General features: G+C 39.1%; 17 protein-coding genes. 14 read left to right on the forward strand and 3 right to left on the reverse strand.

Translation table 11 applies throughout. The features are described 5' to 3' along the window. Positions 1-735 precede the first annotated feature (735 nt). From pnuC to GSM42_RS12375, 12 genes are all read left to right on the forward strand, one after another. Entirely contained in the window at positions 736-1,374 is a 639-nt protein-coding gene (gene pnuC / locus GSM42_RS12320; protein WP_160801846.1) for a nicotinamide riboside transporter PnuC, read from the forward strand. Between the two features lie 22 nt (positions 1,375-1,396). Next, on the forward strand, positions 1,397-2,431 hold the full coding sequence (locus tag GSM42_RS12325) for an AAA family ATPase (protein ID WP_160801847.1): 1,035 nt from the start codon (positions 1,397-1,399) through the stop codon (positions 2,429-2,431). 327 nt (positions 2,432-2,758) lie between these two features. Then, positions 2,759-3,538 carry an SDR family NAD(P)-dependent oxidoreductase gene (locus GSM42_RS12330; protein ID WP_160801848.1) on the forward strand — a complete coding sequence of 260 codons (780 nt, stop codon included), beginning with the start codon at positions 2,759-2,761 and terminating at the stop codon, positions 3,536-3,538. A gap of 2 nt (positions 3,539-3,540) precedes the next feature. Further along, the gene (locus tag GSM42_RS12335) at positions 3,541-4,311 is read left to right on the forward strand and encodes an SDR family NAD(P)-dependent oxidoreductase (RefSeq protein ID WP_160801849.1); all 771 of its coding nucleotides are present in this window, start codon (positions 3,541-3,543) and stop codon (positions 4,309-4,311) included. Between the two features lie 294 nt (positions 4,312-4,605). After that, a complete protein-coding gene (locus GSM42_RS12340; RefSeq protein ID WP_160801850.1) occupies positions 4,606-4,779 on the forward strand; it encodes a sigma factor G inhibitor Gin in 174 nt (57 codons plus the stop codon). Positions 4,780-4,947: 168 nt separating this feature from the next. Next, entirely contained in the window at positions 4,948-6,369 is a 1,422-nt protein-coding gene (locus GSM42_RS12345; protein ID WP_160801851.1) for an aminotransferase class I/II-fold pyridoxal phosphate-dependent enzyme, read from the forward strand. A gap of 20 nt (positions 6,370-6,389) precedes the next feature. Further along, the gene (gene tmk / locus GSM42_RS12350) at positions 6,390-7,010 is read left to right on the forward strand and encodes a dTMP kinase (protein WP_160801852.1); all 621 of its coding nucleotides are present in this window, start codon (positions 6,390-6,392) and stop codon (positions 7,008-7,010) included. Between the two features lie 125 nt (positions 7,011-7,135). Next, positions 7,136-7,939, forward strand: a complete 804-nt coding sequence (locus GSM42_RS12355) for a PSP1 domain-containing protein (protein WP_160801853.1) — start codon at positions 7,136-7,138, stop codon at positions 7,937-7,939. A 37-nt stretch (positions 7,940-7,976) separates the two neighbouring features. Continuing rightward, complete coding sequence (locus GSM42_RS12360) at positions 7,977-8,375, forward strand: initiation-control protein YabA (RefSeq protein WP_237446590.1); 399 nt, start codon at positions 7,977-7,979, stop codon at positions 8,373-8,375. Between the two features lie 41 nt (positions 8,376-8,416). Then, on the forward strand, positions 8,417-8,680 hold the full coding sequence (locus tag GSM42_RS12365; RefSeq protein WP_160801854.1) for a GIY-YIG nuclease family protein: 264 nt from the start codon (positions 8,417-8,419) through the stop codon (positions 8,678-8,680). Next, positions 8,673-9,548, forward strand: a complete 876-nt coding sequence (rsmI, locus tag GSM42_RS12370) for a 16S rRNA (cytidine(1402)-2'-O)-methyltransferase (protein ID WP_160801855.1) — start codon at positions 8,673-8,675, stop codon at positions 9,546-9,548. Before GSM42_RS12365 ends, rsmI begins: the two co-directional genes overlap by 8 nt. Before the next feature lie 90 nt (positions 9,549-9,638). Then, positions 9,639-9,974 (forward strand): hypothetical protein, encoded by a 336-nt coding sequence (locus GSM42_RS12375; protein ID WP_160801856.1) that lies wholly within the window; start codon positions 9,639-9,641, stop codon positions 9,972-9,974. Between the two features lie 152 nt (positions 9,975-10,126). Here the strand turns inward: GSM42_RS12375 and GSM42_RS12380 are convergent, their stop codons facing one another. Beyond that, positions 10,127-10,399: an AbrB/MazE/SpoVT family DNA-binding domain-containing protein gene (locus tag GSM42_RS12380; RefSeq protein ID WP_037465050.1), complete on the reverse strand. Its 273-nt coding sequence runs from the start codon at positions 10,397-10,399 to the stop codon at positions 10,127-10,129. Between the two features lie 191 nt (positions 10,400-10,590). Here GSM42_RS12380 and GSM42_RS12385 point away from each other — a divergent pair, with 191 nt between their 5' ends. Both GSM42_RS12385 and GSM42_RS12390 read left to right on the forward strand, forming a co-directional pair. After that, positions 10,591-11,541, forward strand: a complete 951-nt coding sequence (locus GSM42_RS12385) for a DNA double-strand break repair nuclease NurA (RefSeq protein WP_160801857.1) — start codon at positions 10,591-10,593, stop codon at positions 11,539-11,541. A 14-nt stretch (positions 11,542-11,555) separates the two neighbouring features. Then, entirely contained in the window at positions 11,556-13,394 is a 1,839-nt protein-coding gene (locus tag GSM42_RS12390; protein ID WP_160801858.1) for an ATP-binding protein, read from the forward strand. A 215-nt stretch (positions 13,395-13,609) separates the two neighbouring features. Here the strand turns inward: GSM42_RS12390 and GSM42_RS21400 are convergent, their stop codons facing one another. Beyond that, positions 13,610-13,705 (reverse strand): IS3 family transposase, encoded by a 96-nt coding sequence (locus GSM42_RS21400; protein WP_420820998.1) that lies wholly within the window; start codon positions 13,703-13,705, stop codon positions 13,610-13,612. A gap of 38 nt (positions 13,706-13,743) precedes the next feature. After that, positions 13,744-13,917, reverse strand: a complete 174-nt coding sequence (locus GSM42_RS12400) for a hypothetical protein (RefSeq protein WP_160801860.1) — start codon at positions 13,915-13,917, stop codon at positions 13,744-13,746. Between the last annotated feature and the right edge of the window lie 100 nt (positions 13,918-14,017).

Raw genomic sequence — 14,017 nt, forward strand, 5'->3', positions numbered from 1 at the left:
ATAGGCGTGTTACTCACTCTTCGGTTTTCAGGGAATAATTTGACCCTAGCACAATATGTGTTAGGGTTTTTTTGATGTATGCAAGTAATTTTAGCCAACTTCGACATTTAACAAATTATAGGTCAATATTCATCAAGGTACCATTACTTCCTGATGGTAATGACTTTAGATTTTTTGAATAAAAACTGTGGAGTAAATGGGCAATAACTCAAGTAATCCTAAAGAAAATACAAGTTCTTTGCTGTAGACATTAGCCTGGTAAATTTGTTTTGAAAACGATCCCAATTCATAATTTGCGGGAAGTAAAAGAAGCATTCTTTTTTAAATATAGAGGTTGTTCATAAATAAAGTTTAAGCATGTAGGATTTGATGCTTGCGAACCTACGGCACAAGTCGCACTATGTTTTTTGTCTGCTGCTTCTAACCAACCAAAGACGCTCGACCTGCGCGCAACTTCGCTTTTGAATGGAATAAATGCAACAAGCTTTAATATATAAAAGTGATTCTTTTATATAATAAGATCACTTTTTTATACTTTCATTGTATTCTGGCCTAATAATAAGGAATGACATCCTCTCTATGAACAATAACAAAATGAAATATAATTCAACCAATAATAGATGCAACGAAATGTAGGATTGGTGGAATTAATATTTTCAGACCATGTTTTTGCTGTATATGGTAATGTATTTATTATATTAATAAATACTTGTTTAACTGGGTGATTTTATGGTTATGAAAAAATGGTACGGAGATGTTTTATTGTTTTTATGTATGATTATTTGCTTGAGCACTTCTACATCTGTTTTGGAAATGGTCGGAACCCTTACAGGTCTACTGTGCGTTTGGCTTACAGCGAAAGAAAATATTTGGTGTTGGCCAATTGGGTTAATCAATGTAGGTTGTTTTTTCTTTACGTTTTGGAATGCAAAGTTATATGCAGATATGACTCTTCAAATTCTCTTTTTTATTCTAAGTATACAAGGATGGATTATTTGGCTGACGAAAAGACAAAATGCTAATGTCAGACCAACAAAGAAACTTACTGCAAAGATGTACATTATTCTTCCCATCATACTTGTTGTCACCACATTGGTTTGGGGATATGTGTTGACGAAATACACGGATGCATCTATCCCGTATTTGGATGCGTTTATTGCTGTACTCAGTGTGATTGCTCAGTATTTATTATCTAGCAAAATTTTAGAAAACTGGTATGTATGGATTGTGATTGATGTATTTTCTGTTGGGATGTATTTATACAAAGATCTATACTCGATAGCGTTTTTATATTTGGTATATCTGGTGATTGCTATTTCCGGACTTATGACTTGGAGAAAGAACTTCTTGCGAAGCATGCCACATAGAGCTTAAAGCAAAGGATTTGTGATTACTTATGGAACAAGTAGGTCGTTATGGAAAAGAAAGAAAAATAGGACTGACATTAGGGAAATTTGCCCCTTTACATAAAGGGCATCAATATATGATTGAAACAGCAATAGAAGAAATGGACGAAGTAATCGTTCTTATTTATGACTGTCCTGAAACAACTGATATTCCACTCCCTGTCCGATCAAACTGGTTGAGAACTCTCTACCCTTCAGTAAAGGTGCTGGAGGCATGGGATGGACCTACTGAGATAGGAGATACACTTGAGATCAAACAGATGCATGAAAACTATATTTTAGGGCTATTAAATGGTACGAAAATCACCCACTTTTATTCTAGTGAATTTTATGGTGATCACATGAGTCAAGCACTTCATGCAGTGGATCGCCGAGTAGATGAAAAGAGGTCACATGTCCCTGTTTCTGGTACGAAAGTCCGGAGTAATAGCTATGCATATCGCAGTTTTTTACATCCTGTCGTGTACAAAGATTTGATAACAAAAGTTGTGATGGTAGGAGCGCCTTCTACTGGGAAATCAACTTTAGCAGAGCGATTAGCAACAGAATTTAAAACTGTATGGATGCCTGAGTATGGGCGTGAGTATTGGGAAGAACACCAAGAAAATAGACGTCTGACCAAAGTGCAATTGGTGGATATAGCAAAAGGACATTTGGTTCGAGAAGAATTATTAATTCCAAAAGCAAATAAGTATTTGTTTGTTGATACGAATGCCATAACGACCTATCTTTTTTCACAAGATTACCATGGGGAAACCCATCCAGAGCTTGCTGCATTAGCAGATCAGGCAAGTAATAGGTATGATCTTGTTTTCTTGTGTGAAGATGATATTCCATACGAGGACACATGGGATCGATCTGGTGATGTACATCGAAAAGTATTCCAGAAAAAAGTGAAGGCTGACTTGTTGCAGCGAAAAATACCTTTCATTTCATTGCGTGGAACAGTAGAACAGCGTGTTGGGAAGGTGAAAGAAATACTGGAGAAATTCGAGAAGTATCTTGGTTTAGGAGCTTTATGTTAAATAAAAAATATTAAGTTAGTTACCCCCCGGGCAATGCTGGGTTTTTTAGAATGAGCAATAAATTTTACTTGGAGTACTGCCATGGCAGTACCCCTATTTATTAGCACTAATCTTAGATAAAAGGAATACCTTCATCAGATGGTATTTCATTGTCGAATATATTAATTCTTCAAATATGTGTTGAAGTCTATTGTGTTACAAAGAATAAAATATGAAACAATAAATAGATAAGTGTTTTGCAATATTTAAGTACCTGTTCGTGGAATCTGTTCTTTTTACATAATTGTATGTTTTTTAAAATACACCTGATGATGGAGGAGTTTTTGGATGAAAGGTACAGTTCTTATTACAGGTGCATCCAGTGGGATTGGTTGGGAGTTTGCACTGTTGTTTGCAGAAGCTGATTACCATGTAGTAGCAGTTGCCAGAAACGAAATTAAACTAAAGGAGTTGCAGCTCACTGTTAAGGATCAGTATGGAACAGAGTTGGATTACATTGCAAAAGACTTGGTTCAACCTCAGTCTGTAGACGAATTGATTGAGGAAATGAAAGAAAAAAATTATTCCATTGATTACTTGGTAAATAACGCTGGTTTTGGGCAATTTGGTTCCTTTTTGGATACAGATGGAAAAGAAGAAATGGATATGATTATCTTAAATGTTTCTGTGCTCACTCATTTGTCAAAGCAATTACTGCCAAACATGGTGAAAAAGAAACATGGTGGGATATTAAATGTTGCCTCTACTGCATCTTTTCAGCCAGGTCCACTCATGGCGGTTTACTACGCTACCAAGGCATATGTCCTCTCCTTTACCGAGGCATTAGCAAATGAAATGAATGGCACAGGAGTTACCGTTACGGCTTTTTGCCCTGGTCCTACGTCCACTGGTTTTGAGAAACGTGCTAATCTTGGCACTTCGAAACTTTTTCAAAAAGGGGTCATGGATGTTCAAACAGCAACTAAAATAGGTTTTAGAGGATTTTTGCAGGGAAAGGAAATCGTTATTCCAGGGTTCAAAAATCGGTTACTTTCAAGGATCGTCAGCTTTATGCCAAGGAAGTTAGTGACAAAGATTGTACGTAAAATGCAAGAGACACGGAGGTAGGAATGAACAAAAAAACTGCTTTAGTAACAGGTGCCTCATCTGGTATTGGAGAGGCGTTTGCACATGAGTTAGCCAAGCGCGGATTTGATATTGTGTTAGTTGCTCGTTCGGAAGAAAAATTGAATAAATTAGCTCATAAGTTACGGGAACAAGTTCGGGTAGAGATCATCAAGCAAGATTTGAGTGAAGAGTATGCTGCAAAACGAGTGAAAGAAAAAATAGACGAAATGGGACTTGAAATTGATTTTCTTGTGAATAATGCTGGATTTGGTACAAGTGGGGAGTTTTTATCTAATTCAATGGAGGTAGATCATCAACAAGTGATGGTAAATGTCGCTTCTGTCTTAGATTTGACACATGTATTTCTCCCTAAAATGGTGGAGAGAGGCCATGGAACGATTATTAATTTGGCATCCTTGATATCATTTGCTCCTATGCCATATATGAGCGTATATGGTGCTACAAAAGCTTTTGTTCTTGCATTTTCACAAACACTTGCCGAAGAATATCGAGATAAAGGAATTCGTGTATTGGCCCTCTGTCCAGGTCCTACAGAAACTAAATTTTTTGAAGTAGCAGGCAGTAATGCAAATAAAGGGATGAAAATGCGAACCTCTCCTCAAGTTGTGGAAACTGCATTTCAAGCTTTAACTAGAGGAAAGAGTGTTGTAATAGATGGTTTGTCCAATACGACAATCGCCCAACTCCCTCGATTGATGAGTCGCAGTTTGATGATGAGAGTTGGTGGAAGGGCGATGAGAAAAATGAATTAATCTCGTTCGACCCTCTTTTTTAAATGAACAACACAAAAAACACACACACGTGCCAAGATTAATACAGGAATACAATATGCAAATAAGAATGTTATCATTGTTTTTACTACCATATAAAGATCTCCTTTTGCTTTACCATTCCTTTTCGATAGAAAAAATATGCAAAAAATGATGGTGCATTTGTTCTAGAAGGTAGTAATTTTAAATAGAAGTAAAAGAAACAACTTGTATCTTTATCGGCAAATTGGGAATAATAAAAATAGAAGGAATGCTAGATAAAGGTGGGCGAGTAACATGGATCAATGCAAAGAGCAAGAGTTATGTATTATCTGTGAAAAAGAGCGTAGGGATGTACTCCGTATTATGGATCAACCAATATGTACGATTTGCGAACAAGATATGGTTGGTGTGAGAGTGACTGATTGGGTGTATGATTTCTATATAGCCAGACTGAAACAGATCTGGTAGGCTTTGAAGAAGAGAAGAATGGCTAAAGTGGCTCTGTGGTAGGTGTGGTAGGGTCGCTTTATGGTGGATAAAAATAGAACAGCATCTGGCAACGAAAGATTACGCCTTAGAAGGCTTGCCATTCGGCAAGTTTTCTTTACTGTCTTATACATATAGGGGCTGACTATCATGACAGATCAATCCAGAGCTCCCTTGTGGGAAGCACTACAAAAACATACAATACAATCAAAAGCGAATTTCCACGTTCCTGGTCATAAAGCCGGACAAGTTTTTGATAAAGAAGCGCTGCCTCGATATTCTTCTATCCTTCCATTTGACTTGACGGAAGTAGGAGACCTTGATGATCTTCATGCACCAACTGGTGTAATCCAAGAAGCGCAGCAACTCGCAGCAGAAGTTTTTCAGGCGGACTATACAAGGTTTTTGGTTGGAGGAACTACAGCAGGAATTCTTGCCTCTATTTTAACAGTATGCAAACCAGGGGACAAAATACTAGTGGCACGTCATTGTCATCAATCAGTCTTCCATGGCTGTCTATTGGCAGGTGCAACTGTTGTTCCAATCCCGTATATAATCGATCGAGTATCTGGATTAGAAGCACCTGTATCCTCTATACAAGTGAAAGCGTTACTTCAGCAGCATCCAGATGCGAAAGCTGTTGTACTTACAAGTCCTACCTATTTTGGAGTCGTACAAAAGATAGAAGAACTAGCAAAAGTTATTCATTCCTATAAAATTCCATTGATCGTAGACGAAGCACATGGTGCTCATTTTGGATTCCATACTACTTTACCGAAACGTGCTATGGAGTTTGGTGCAGATATTTGCATTCAATCCACCCACAAAATGCTTCCATCTTTAACGATGTCGTCTATGATACATGGAAAGGAAAGATTTATTGACAGAGAACTTTTAGATACTTATTTACGCATGATTCAATCGAGCAGTCCATCTTATGTTTTGATGGCTTCCCTTGATCTATCAAGAAGATATATGGTTAAGGAAGGGGAAAGTATACTTACAAATGTATTAAGGTTATTGGATTCTTTTCGTAAGAGTCTATATAAACTTCCGTTTATAGTGGAGAAAAAAACTGTTACAAAGATGGACCCATTGAAACTCTCCTTATCGAGTTCATATTTTTCAGGATTTGAATTAGCATCACAATTGGAAGACAAAGGTGTATATGCCGAATTAGCGGATGATCAAAAGGTTCTACTTGTCTTTTCATTGGGTACAAAGCAAGCAGAACTTGATTATTTATTGCAGTGTCTTTCTCAAATCCATGAATACAAACCAATACTTACTGAGAAAAAGAATACAACACTCCTCACTCCTCAGGAAGGAGAGATAATTCCTTATGCCGAATGTAGAACAAGAGAACGCTGTAGGGTACCTGCAAAACAAGCAGTTGGAAAGAGAAGTGCCGTTCACCTAGTCCCCTATCCTCCAGGGATTCCTATTGTGTTGATGGGTGAAACCATTTATCAAGAAACGTTGGAATATCTTTTGTTTCTACATCAAACAGGAGGGAAAGTCCGAGGTATCGAACAGCAAGACGATCAATATTGGTTATCCGTATATAATTAGATATGAATGAGGTTACAAAAATGAAAGGCATTTTCCTAACATTTGAAGGAATCGAAGGGGTTGGAAAATCGACACAGATAGCAAAGCTTTATGATTATTTATCTGTGGACTACCCAGTTATTCAAGTACGAGAACCAGGTGGCACAAAGATTGGCATGGAGATTCGTAAGATTTTGTTAGATCCGTCCATTCAAGAGCCGTTTTCTATGTTTGCAGAGTTATTTTTATATGCAGCTTCTCGCGCACAATTAATGGAACAGGTTATTTTACCTGCATTAGAAGAAGGTAAGATCATTTTATGCGATCGTTTTATTGATTCCACTATTGCTTATCAAGCTTATGGTGCAGGTGTCCCATTACAGGATGTTCTCCAAATCAATCGACAAGCGATAGGGAATCATCTTCCAAATCGCACATATTTACTCGATCTCCCTATCTCGATCTCGCAAGAAAGACTTGCAGCACGAAGCAAAGGAAAAGATCGTATGGAACAAAAATCCGAGGATTTTCACTCAAGAGTACGCAATGGATATTTAGCATTAGCAGAAGATAATAAGGAACGAATCAAGCTGATCGATGCTACTAGGAGCAAAAAGTCTATTTTTAAAGAGATCTTGCAAGATATTAAGTCGTACATTTAATCCAAGTATTGGATTTCTTTTCATTTGCCGTAGGGAATCTACCGATGATAAAATAGATGCATAAATGTTTGTAGATGAACAACTCAATGGGTGCAAGTAGCCTGGAGTTGGAGGGTTGATCAGTCATGCTAAAAGTAATAGGTGTCCGCTTCAAGGAAGCGGGTAAGATATACTTCTTTAACCCTGATAATCTCATCATGGAACGTGATTCATCCGTTATTGTGGAGACTGTCAGAGGAATAGAGTTTGGAAAAGTTGTTTGGGGAGTGCGTTACGTAGAAGAAGATGAAGTTGTACTCCCTTTAAAACGAGTTTTACGCTTAGCTACAACAGAAGATACCGATAAGCAGCATGCTAACCAGCTAGCTGCTGAGGAAGCTTTGCGGGTGTGCTCGGAGAAGGTAAGAGAACATCAGCTAGAAATGAAGTTAGTAGATGCAGAATATACCTTTGATCGTAATAAATTAATTTTTTATTTTACCGCAGATGGCCGCGTTGATTTTCGAGAGTTAGTTCGTGATCTGGCAGCTGTTTTCCGGACACGGATCGAGCTGAGACAGATTGGAGTTCGAGATGAGGCAAAAATGCTAGGCGGAATTGGTCCTTGTGGACGTGTTCTTTGTTGTTCTTCCTTTTTAGGCGATTTTGAGCCGGTTTCGATAAAAATGGCTAAAGATCAAAATCTTTCTCTCAACCCAACTAAAATTTCTGGGTTATGTGGACGATTGATGTGTTGTTTAAAATACGAGAATGATAACTATGAGGAAACAAAAGATACATTACCGGATATCGGTGATGCAGTATATACTCCGGCTGGTCTTGGACAAGTAATGCTGCTGGACTTGATTGAAAGAAAAGTAAAAGTACAGTTGGAGAGTACTGGAACCATGGTGGAACACTCACTGGATGAAGTAACCGTAGAAGCTTAAGCTTGCCCCTAAGAGATTAGTTTGTAAGAAGAGGTTGATGAGCATTCCTCATCCTCTCAAAGGAGAGTGGGGTGGAGATTTGGATAAACAAGCAGTATTTAAGCGTGTTGCCCAAGTAGAGGAACAGATTGGTGAGCTGTATAAAGAATTGGGCGGTCTGAAATCGGAGATCGTTCATTTAATGGAAGAAAATACACGTCTGACCCTTGAAAACGATCAACTACGTAAATTACAACAAGAAGTTTCTGGAGAAAATGCTTCCACCTACTCAGGTGAAGTAGGCCAAACAACTCTGCACCAAAGTATCGGAAATCATCATTTGATGAATCTGTATGATGAAGGTTTTCATATATGCAATGTACACTACGGTCGAATGCGTACGGATGGCAATTGTTTGTTTTGTGTTGCTTTTCTCGATAAGACCAAAGAAGACTAAAGCGCCGGTTTTCCGGCGTCTTTTTTTGAAAGGATTTATGCATGTATATTGTCTACATATTAGAATGTTCGGATCGAACCTATTACACAGGCATCACCAACAAACTAGAAGCTCGATTAAAGCAGCATCAATTGGGCAAGGCTTCCAAGTATACCCGTTCACGTTTACCAATAAAATTGGTCTACCAAGAACCAGCCCTTGATAAATCTCATGCCCTGAGAAGAGAACTGGAAGTGAAATCTTGGTCTAGAACGAAAAAACAACAATTAATTCAAACCTATGTGGGAGAATCACAAAATGAATAGACAAAAAAGTTTTGCAAATGATCTTCAAGCGATCGGAAAACTGTATGTGGTTGGTACTCCTATTGGCAATCTTAATGAAATGAGTCCAAGAGCTATTGATACCTTAAAAGAAGTAGATTTGATTGCAGCAGAGGATACCAGGCATACTCGCAAATTACTCTCCTATTTCTCTTTTTCTACTGCTCTTACTAGTTTTCATGAGCATAATCAAGAAACAAAGAAAGTAGAGATTGTGGAGAAGATATTGACAGGTAAGTCAGTAGCAGTAGTAAGTGATGCGGGTATGCCTGCTATCTCGGACCCTGGAGAAGTATTGGTTGAGGCTGCCCTACAGGCTGGAATAACGGTTATACCAGTGTCTGGTCCTAATGCAGCATTAAATGCGTTAGTAGCTTCTGGCATTGCTGCACAGCCTTTTACATTCATCGGATTTTTACCTCGTCAAAAGAAAGAGCGGAAAAAAGAGCTGGAGAAGTGGGCTAGTTTCCCAACGACACTTGTTTTTTATGAAGCCCCGCATCGTGTAAAGCAAATGTTACAAGATAGTCTTGCGATTTTAGGAAATCGGAAGATTGCAGTTGCGAGGGAATTGACCAAAAAACATGAAGAATGGTTAAGAGGGACGATAGAAGAAGTTGTCGTTTATGTGGAACAGACAGATACATTGGGTGAATATTGTATTGTCATTGAAGGGGCAGCAGATGAAGGATTTAATCAGATGGATAACTGGTGGGAAGCGATGAGTATAGTACAGCATGTGGATCATTACATCGAAGATGGCTTGGATAAAAAAACTGCTATTCGGCAAGTAGCAAATGATCGAGGAGTTCCAAAACGTGAGGTATATCAAGTCTACCATGAGCATTAGTTAAATGGGTAATTTAGGGGATTACAATTTTTATTGGATTTGTTACAATTGCACTAGAAGACCAACCCGCGTTCTCCAAGGAGGAGAATCATGGCGAATTCGGTGATGCACGATCTCTCAGATCGACTCTTCGCTGCCATCGCACTTGCTTCCATCGAGGAGCACGACAAGTTCATCCAGATCTACCTGCTCATGAGGATCGAGAGTATTTTCGCTGGAAGTCTCAGCGAAGAAGAGGTATCTGAGATGGAGTGCGAGCTGGCCGAATGGGAGAGTAATTTCTCCATCTATACTGTTGATGATGTCCTTCGAGCGAAGCTCATCGAGTACGGAGGACTGTATGCATGTGTACATCTCCGTCCGAGCCTCGTCACGCAGGAGCACAAGGATCGTCTCCTGTGGGTATACACCCAAATCCTCCATTGAACCAGAACGCGGGACCCTCGGATTGGTGATGAACATCCAATTCGAGGCCCTGAAAATATCACTCTTTATATAGAAAAAAACCGAGCTTTTGATCAGCTCGGTTTTTTCGTATGTGTTTCTGTGTTCCAATATGTTATGTTTGGTAGGAGAAATTATTCAGCAGTCACTTTGTTCCCATTAATAAGTTCGTACATTTCTTCAATACATTTACGGCTTACTACTTTATTTTTATAACGAACGGTTTCGTCTACTTCGCCAGTGAAAATACAAGCTGGTTCATATTTTTTCAGTACGATGCGTTCTCCATCTACATAGATTTCCAAAGCATCTTTTTCGCCAATACCTAAGGTTCGACGTAATTCGATAGGAATCACCACTCGACCCAATTCGTCCACTTTACGGACAATACCTGTAGATTTCAACATAGTTGATTTCTCCTCTCAATTCTGATCTTTGATGTTATGTTTTTTCTCTTTATAATTGCTGTCAAATTTCGACATTGTTAATTCTCCCTCATCATACCAGCGATTCCCATACCAGTCAATATTACAATAGGGTAAATATAGAAAATTTCTTGAAGAATGTTGGAAACTTGTTAAGAAAAGGAGAGAGCTACATGTTACCGGTATCTATGGAACTTAAAAACAAATTAAAACAAGTCAATGACTCACTAAGAAAGCAGTTTCCTACCATAAACTATCAACCTACCGAGATTCGACAAAAACTGCAAAAAGCAGGTCGTTTTCACCAATTTGTAAAATTCCAAAAGAATGAGTTATCTTCCTTACTAGGGGAAAAAAGTATCGTTGGGGTGGATGGTTCTGTAAATTCTACCAAAGGTACAGAAAAACGTGTATTGTCCGTTTTTCAAGCATTGGCCAAAGCGACAAGAGGAGGAGAGAAATGGGCAGCTGATGTTTATACTCCACTTTTAGAAGAGGAAATAGAAAAAGAACAAGAACCTGCACGCCATGCTCGGAAAAGGGGTACCCTTCTGTCGAATTTAGAGATGGAAGTAGCGATACAGGCAATGAGAGAATGGCAGCCAAAAGCGATGTTGATGGATGGCTCCTTGTTGCACTACCATATAGATGATATGGGCAAATGGGAGACAGTGCAACGAGTTGCTTTAGAAGAAAACGTGAGTGTAATTGGAATTGCGGAGGAAATGGGGACAAGCACGCTAATCCATGAAATATTTCCAGATTATAAAGGTTGGACGGATCGAGATTTGCTTTATGGTGTACTAGAAGTAGGAGAAGCTTTCTTGCTAGATGAACGATATTTTGGAGGGAAGATGTGGAGGGCGGTTTTTCGTCCATCGGATAGTCCTGTTCCTGTTGGATTAGATGGGTTAATGGGACAATTGGATGAGCAAATGGATTTGATTCGTTTGGTTTATACGTTGACTCCCAAGCAAGGTCGAGGAATCCCGTATTGGTTAGATATCGTGGACAATCAAGTGCGAGTGACCAATGCTCTTGTTCAGACAATGGTAGAAGAATATATTGATGAGGATTTGCGAAGAAAATTATTGGTTACCAAACGAGATGAGAGAATTATTTAATAGGAAGTGAGCTTATGCAAGTAGTTGGAGTAACAACACAACAAGAAGTTTATATTGTTTCTCGTGAACGTAAATTTTGTATCAATGAATTTTTAGTTATGGTAGATGAAGATTTAGGTGACCCGATCGGCGAGGTAGTTGAGACATTATCGTATAACCGTTTGATTCCGATGGGCTTGGATAAATCGATTGTTGATGCACAAGTACTACAGACATTGCAACAGATCGGTTATGATGTGGAGTCCGAAGAAATTAACCTAGCAAAAGTTCGACTACTGGAGGAGGCGATTCATCCGATTCGCACGGGTTCCATGGTTCGACTGCCACATTTTGATGAAGTGCGCCATCTGTTAATCAAGACAACTCCACAAGAAGGCATGGTATTAGGCGAAATAAGAGGAACGGATTCGCTAATCTCATCAATGACGGAAGATTTGCATGACCAAGTAGTGATGATGGAACAAGGAGAACTGCGCGCCCAGCATGGAGTACCTTTCTTATTTGATATACGAACGATGCAACAGTACCCTCATATGGGGATTTTCGGAGGTTCGGGCTCAGGGAAATCATTTGGTTTACGGGTGATGTTAGAAGAGCTGATGAAACTGTCCATTCCTACTCTTGTATTTGATCCGCACTTTGAAATGGATTTCTGCGATGCTTTTCCGGGTTTAGATGAAAAGGCAAAACCATTACAATCACAATTTATTCGCCTTGCAGTTGGGAAAGAAATAGGGATTTCGTTTGAAGAGCTAACTACCAATGACCTGATCAATCTGCTGCGTACAGTAGGAGATCAGTTTTCAGAGGCGATGACAAACGTTGTCCAGATGTTACATAAGCAGAAAGATTCGTTTACTTCTTTTAGTGATCGTATTGCAAATTTAGTAGAGGCACTCGAAGAAGGAAATGCATTTGATCGCCCAAGTAAAAGAGACAGTATCTCGTATGCTGAGGGACAAAGAGCGATTGATCTGCAAGAATTAAAGAAAAAATATGGAGATCTGCCACTTGCATCTATTAAAGGTGTTCGCTGGCGGTTGATGCGACTAGAGAGAGCAGGACTTTTTCAGCAAGATATTCATTCCGTGCAAAGAGGTCTTGAACAAGGAAAACTCGTTGTTGTACAAGGTCCATCCTGGATATTACAAGTGTTTGCCAATTATGTGATTGGTAGCCTTTATCGCAAACGTCGAGAATACAAAGATGCTCGAATGAATGGTGAAGAGGGACATTTTTTTCCACCGTTTGTCATTGTGACAGATGAAGCACACAATTTTGCACCAAAGGCAATTGATTCACCTGCAAAAGCGATTATCAAAGAGATCGCGCAAGAGGGACGAAAATATGGTGTTTTTCTTGTACTTGCTACGCAGAGGCCGACCTTGCTTGATGAGACGACTACCGCTCAGCTCAATACCAAATTTGTTTTCCGAACAGTCCGTGGAACGGATATTGCTACTCTGAAAGAGGAGACTGACCTTACACAAGAAGAAGGAAAAAGGCTCCCCTACCTTCGATCTGGAGATACTTTTGTTTCTTCCGCAGCCTATGGGCGGACATTATTTATACGGATACGCTCTGCTTATACCCAAAGCCCTCATTTATTAAATCCGTTTGATGAACTTCGGGAGTTACAAGCGAGCAAGACAGAGGAATTAGTGAATCTGCTCAAAGCAAAAATGCCATTCTTTGATACAGATTTGGTCATGGTTTTGGCAGATATCAATCGGGAGTTGAACAAAAATTGGGATGTTGTGAGGTTGAAGGAAGAGTTACAAGCATTAGGCAGGAGCAAGCAGATTAAAATTAAAGAGACTCCCTTTGCCACAAGATACGAAAAAGTGAAGTAATATAGCCTCAGACTTGTATAGTCGAGGTGAAGAATAGTATGGGGTAAATAAACCTTTATAGATTTGTGAGCGAGAAAACCCATGGTTTTAATCGTGGAATGATAGGGAGCGTTAGACGAAGGGGGATTTATCCTCCTGAAAGTCTGATAATATTTCCAAAAACGTATGTTCTTATCTAATGATCTGAATTCATTTCTGGAACAGAGAAAAAACACCTATCCTACCTGTTTCCTATAATCAATGGGAGACAGGTAGTTTAATTTTTCCCGAATTCGTACACGGTTATAATAGTGAATGTAATCTTTCACCATGCAATCGTAGTTAGATTTGGGAACACTAACAAGGAACACTACTCTCTTACACCAAAGTGTGGACGTAGTGCTTCTATGGTTTTTACGACAGCTTTTGGCTCCAGCTCCTTTCGACTTCCATGTACTTTTCCAGTACTGCTATTTTCGTCTCCAGAGACCGAATTTGTGCATGCCCTTGTTGTATTCCGACAAATGGTCCGTACCTTTCTCATAAGCATATTGCTTTCCAATAGGCTGTTTAAAACGATAAGTCTGACCTTCTCGATACTATCTCATCCATGTTTTGATTTAACTTTTATTCTTAATTCTTCT

The organism is Shimazuella alba (assembly GCF_009831235.1).
Taxonomy (GTDB): domain Bacteria; phylum Bacillota; class Bacilli; order Thermoactinomycetales; family Thermoactinomycetaceae; genus Shimazuella; species Shimazuella alba.

What these genes read in the sequence shown, in the direction of transcription:
- GSM42_RS12335 (WP_160801849.1), top strand. Translation starts at nt 3,541, where the DNA reads ATGAACAAAAAAACTGCTTTAGTAACAGGTGCCTCATCTGGTATTGGA.
- rsmI (WP_160801855.1), top strand. Translation starts at nt 8,673, where the DNA reads ATGAATAGACAAAAAAGTTTTGCAAATGATCTTCAAGCGATCGGAAAA.
- GSM42_RS12375 (WP_160801856.1), top strand. Translation starts at nt 9,639, where the DNA reads ATGGCGAATTCGGTGATGCACGATCTCTCAGATCGACTCTTCGCTGCC.
- GSM42_RS12345 (WP_160801851.1), top strand. Translation starts at nt 4,948, where the DNA reads ATGACAGATCAATCCAGAGCTCCCTTGTGGGAAGCACTACAAAAACAT.
- GSM42_RS12360 (WP_237446590.1), top strand. Translation starts at nt 7,977, where the DNA reads ATGAGCATTCCTCATCCTCTCAAAGGAGAGTGGGGTGGAGATTTGGAT.
- GSM42_RS12390 (WP_160801858.1), top strand. Translation starts at nt 11,556, where the DNA reads ATGCAAGTAGTTGGAGTAACAACACAACAAGAAGTTTATATTGTTTCT.
- GSM42_RS12380 (WP_037465050.1), bottom strand. Translation starts at nt 10,399, where the DNA reads ATGTTGAAATCTACAGGTATTGTCCGTAAAGTGGACGAATTGGGTCGA.
- GSM42_RS12355 (WP_160801853.1), top strand. Translation starts at nt 7,136, where the DNA reads ATGCTAAAAGTAATAGGTGTCCGCTTCAAGGAAGCGGGTAAGATATAC.
- GSM42_RS12400 (WP_160801860.1), bottom strand. Translation starts at nt 13,917, where the DNA reads ATGAGAAAGGTACGGACCATTTGTCGGAATACAACAAGGGCATGCACA.
- GSM42_RS12325 (WP_160801847.1), top strand. Translation starts at nt 1,397, where the DNA reads ATGGAACAAGTAGGTCGTTATGGAAAAGAAAGAAAAATAGGACTGACA.
- pnuC (WP_160801846.1), top strand. Translation starts at nt 736, where the DNA reads ATGAAAAAATGGTACGGAGATGTTTTATTGTTTTTATGTATGATTATT.
- GSM42_RS12385 (WP_160801857.1), top strand. Translation starts at nt 10,591, where the DNA reads ATGTTACCGGTATCTATGGAACTTAAAAACAAATTAAAACAAGTCAAT.
- GSM42_RS21400 (WP_420820998.1), bottom strand. Translation starts at nt 13,705, where the DNA reads ATGGTGAAAGATTACATTCACTATTATAACCGTGTACGAATTCGGGAA.
- GSM42_RS12365 (WP_160801854.1), top strand. Translation starts at nt 8,417, where the DNA reads ATGTATATTGTCTACATATTAGAATGTTCGGATCGAACCTATTACACA.
- GSM42_RS12340 (WP_160801850.1), top strand. Translation starts at nt 4,606, where the DNA reads ATGGATCAATGCAAAGAGCAAGAGTTATGTATTATCTGTGAAAAAGAG.
- GSM42_RS12330 (WP_160801848.1), top strand. Translation starts at nt 2,759, where the DNA reads ATGAAAGGTACAGTTCTTATTACAGGTGCATCCAGTGGGATTGGTTGG.
- tmk (WP_160801852.1), top strand. Translation starts at nt 6,390, where the DNA reads ATGAAAGGCATTTTCCTAACATTTGAAGGAATCGAAGGGGTTGGAAAA.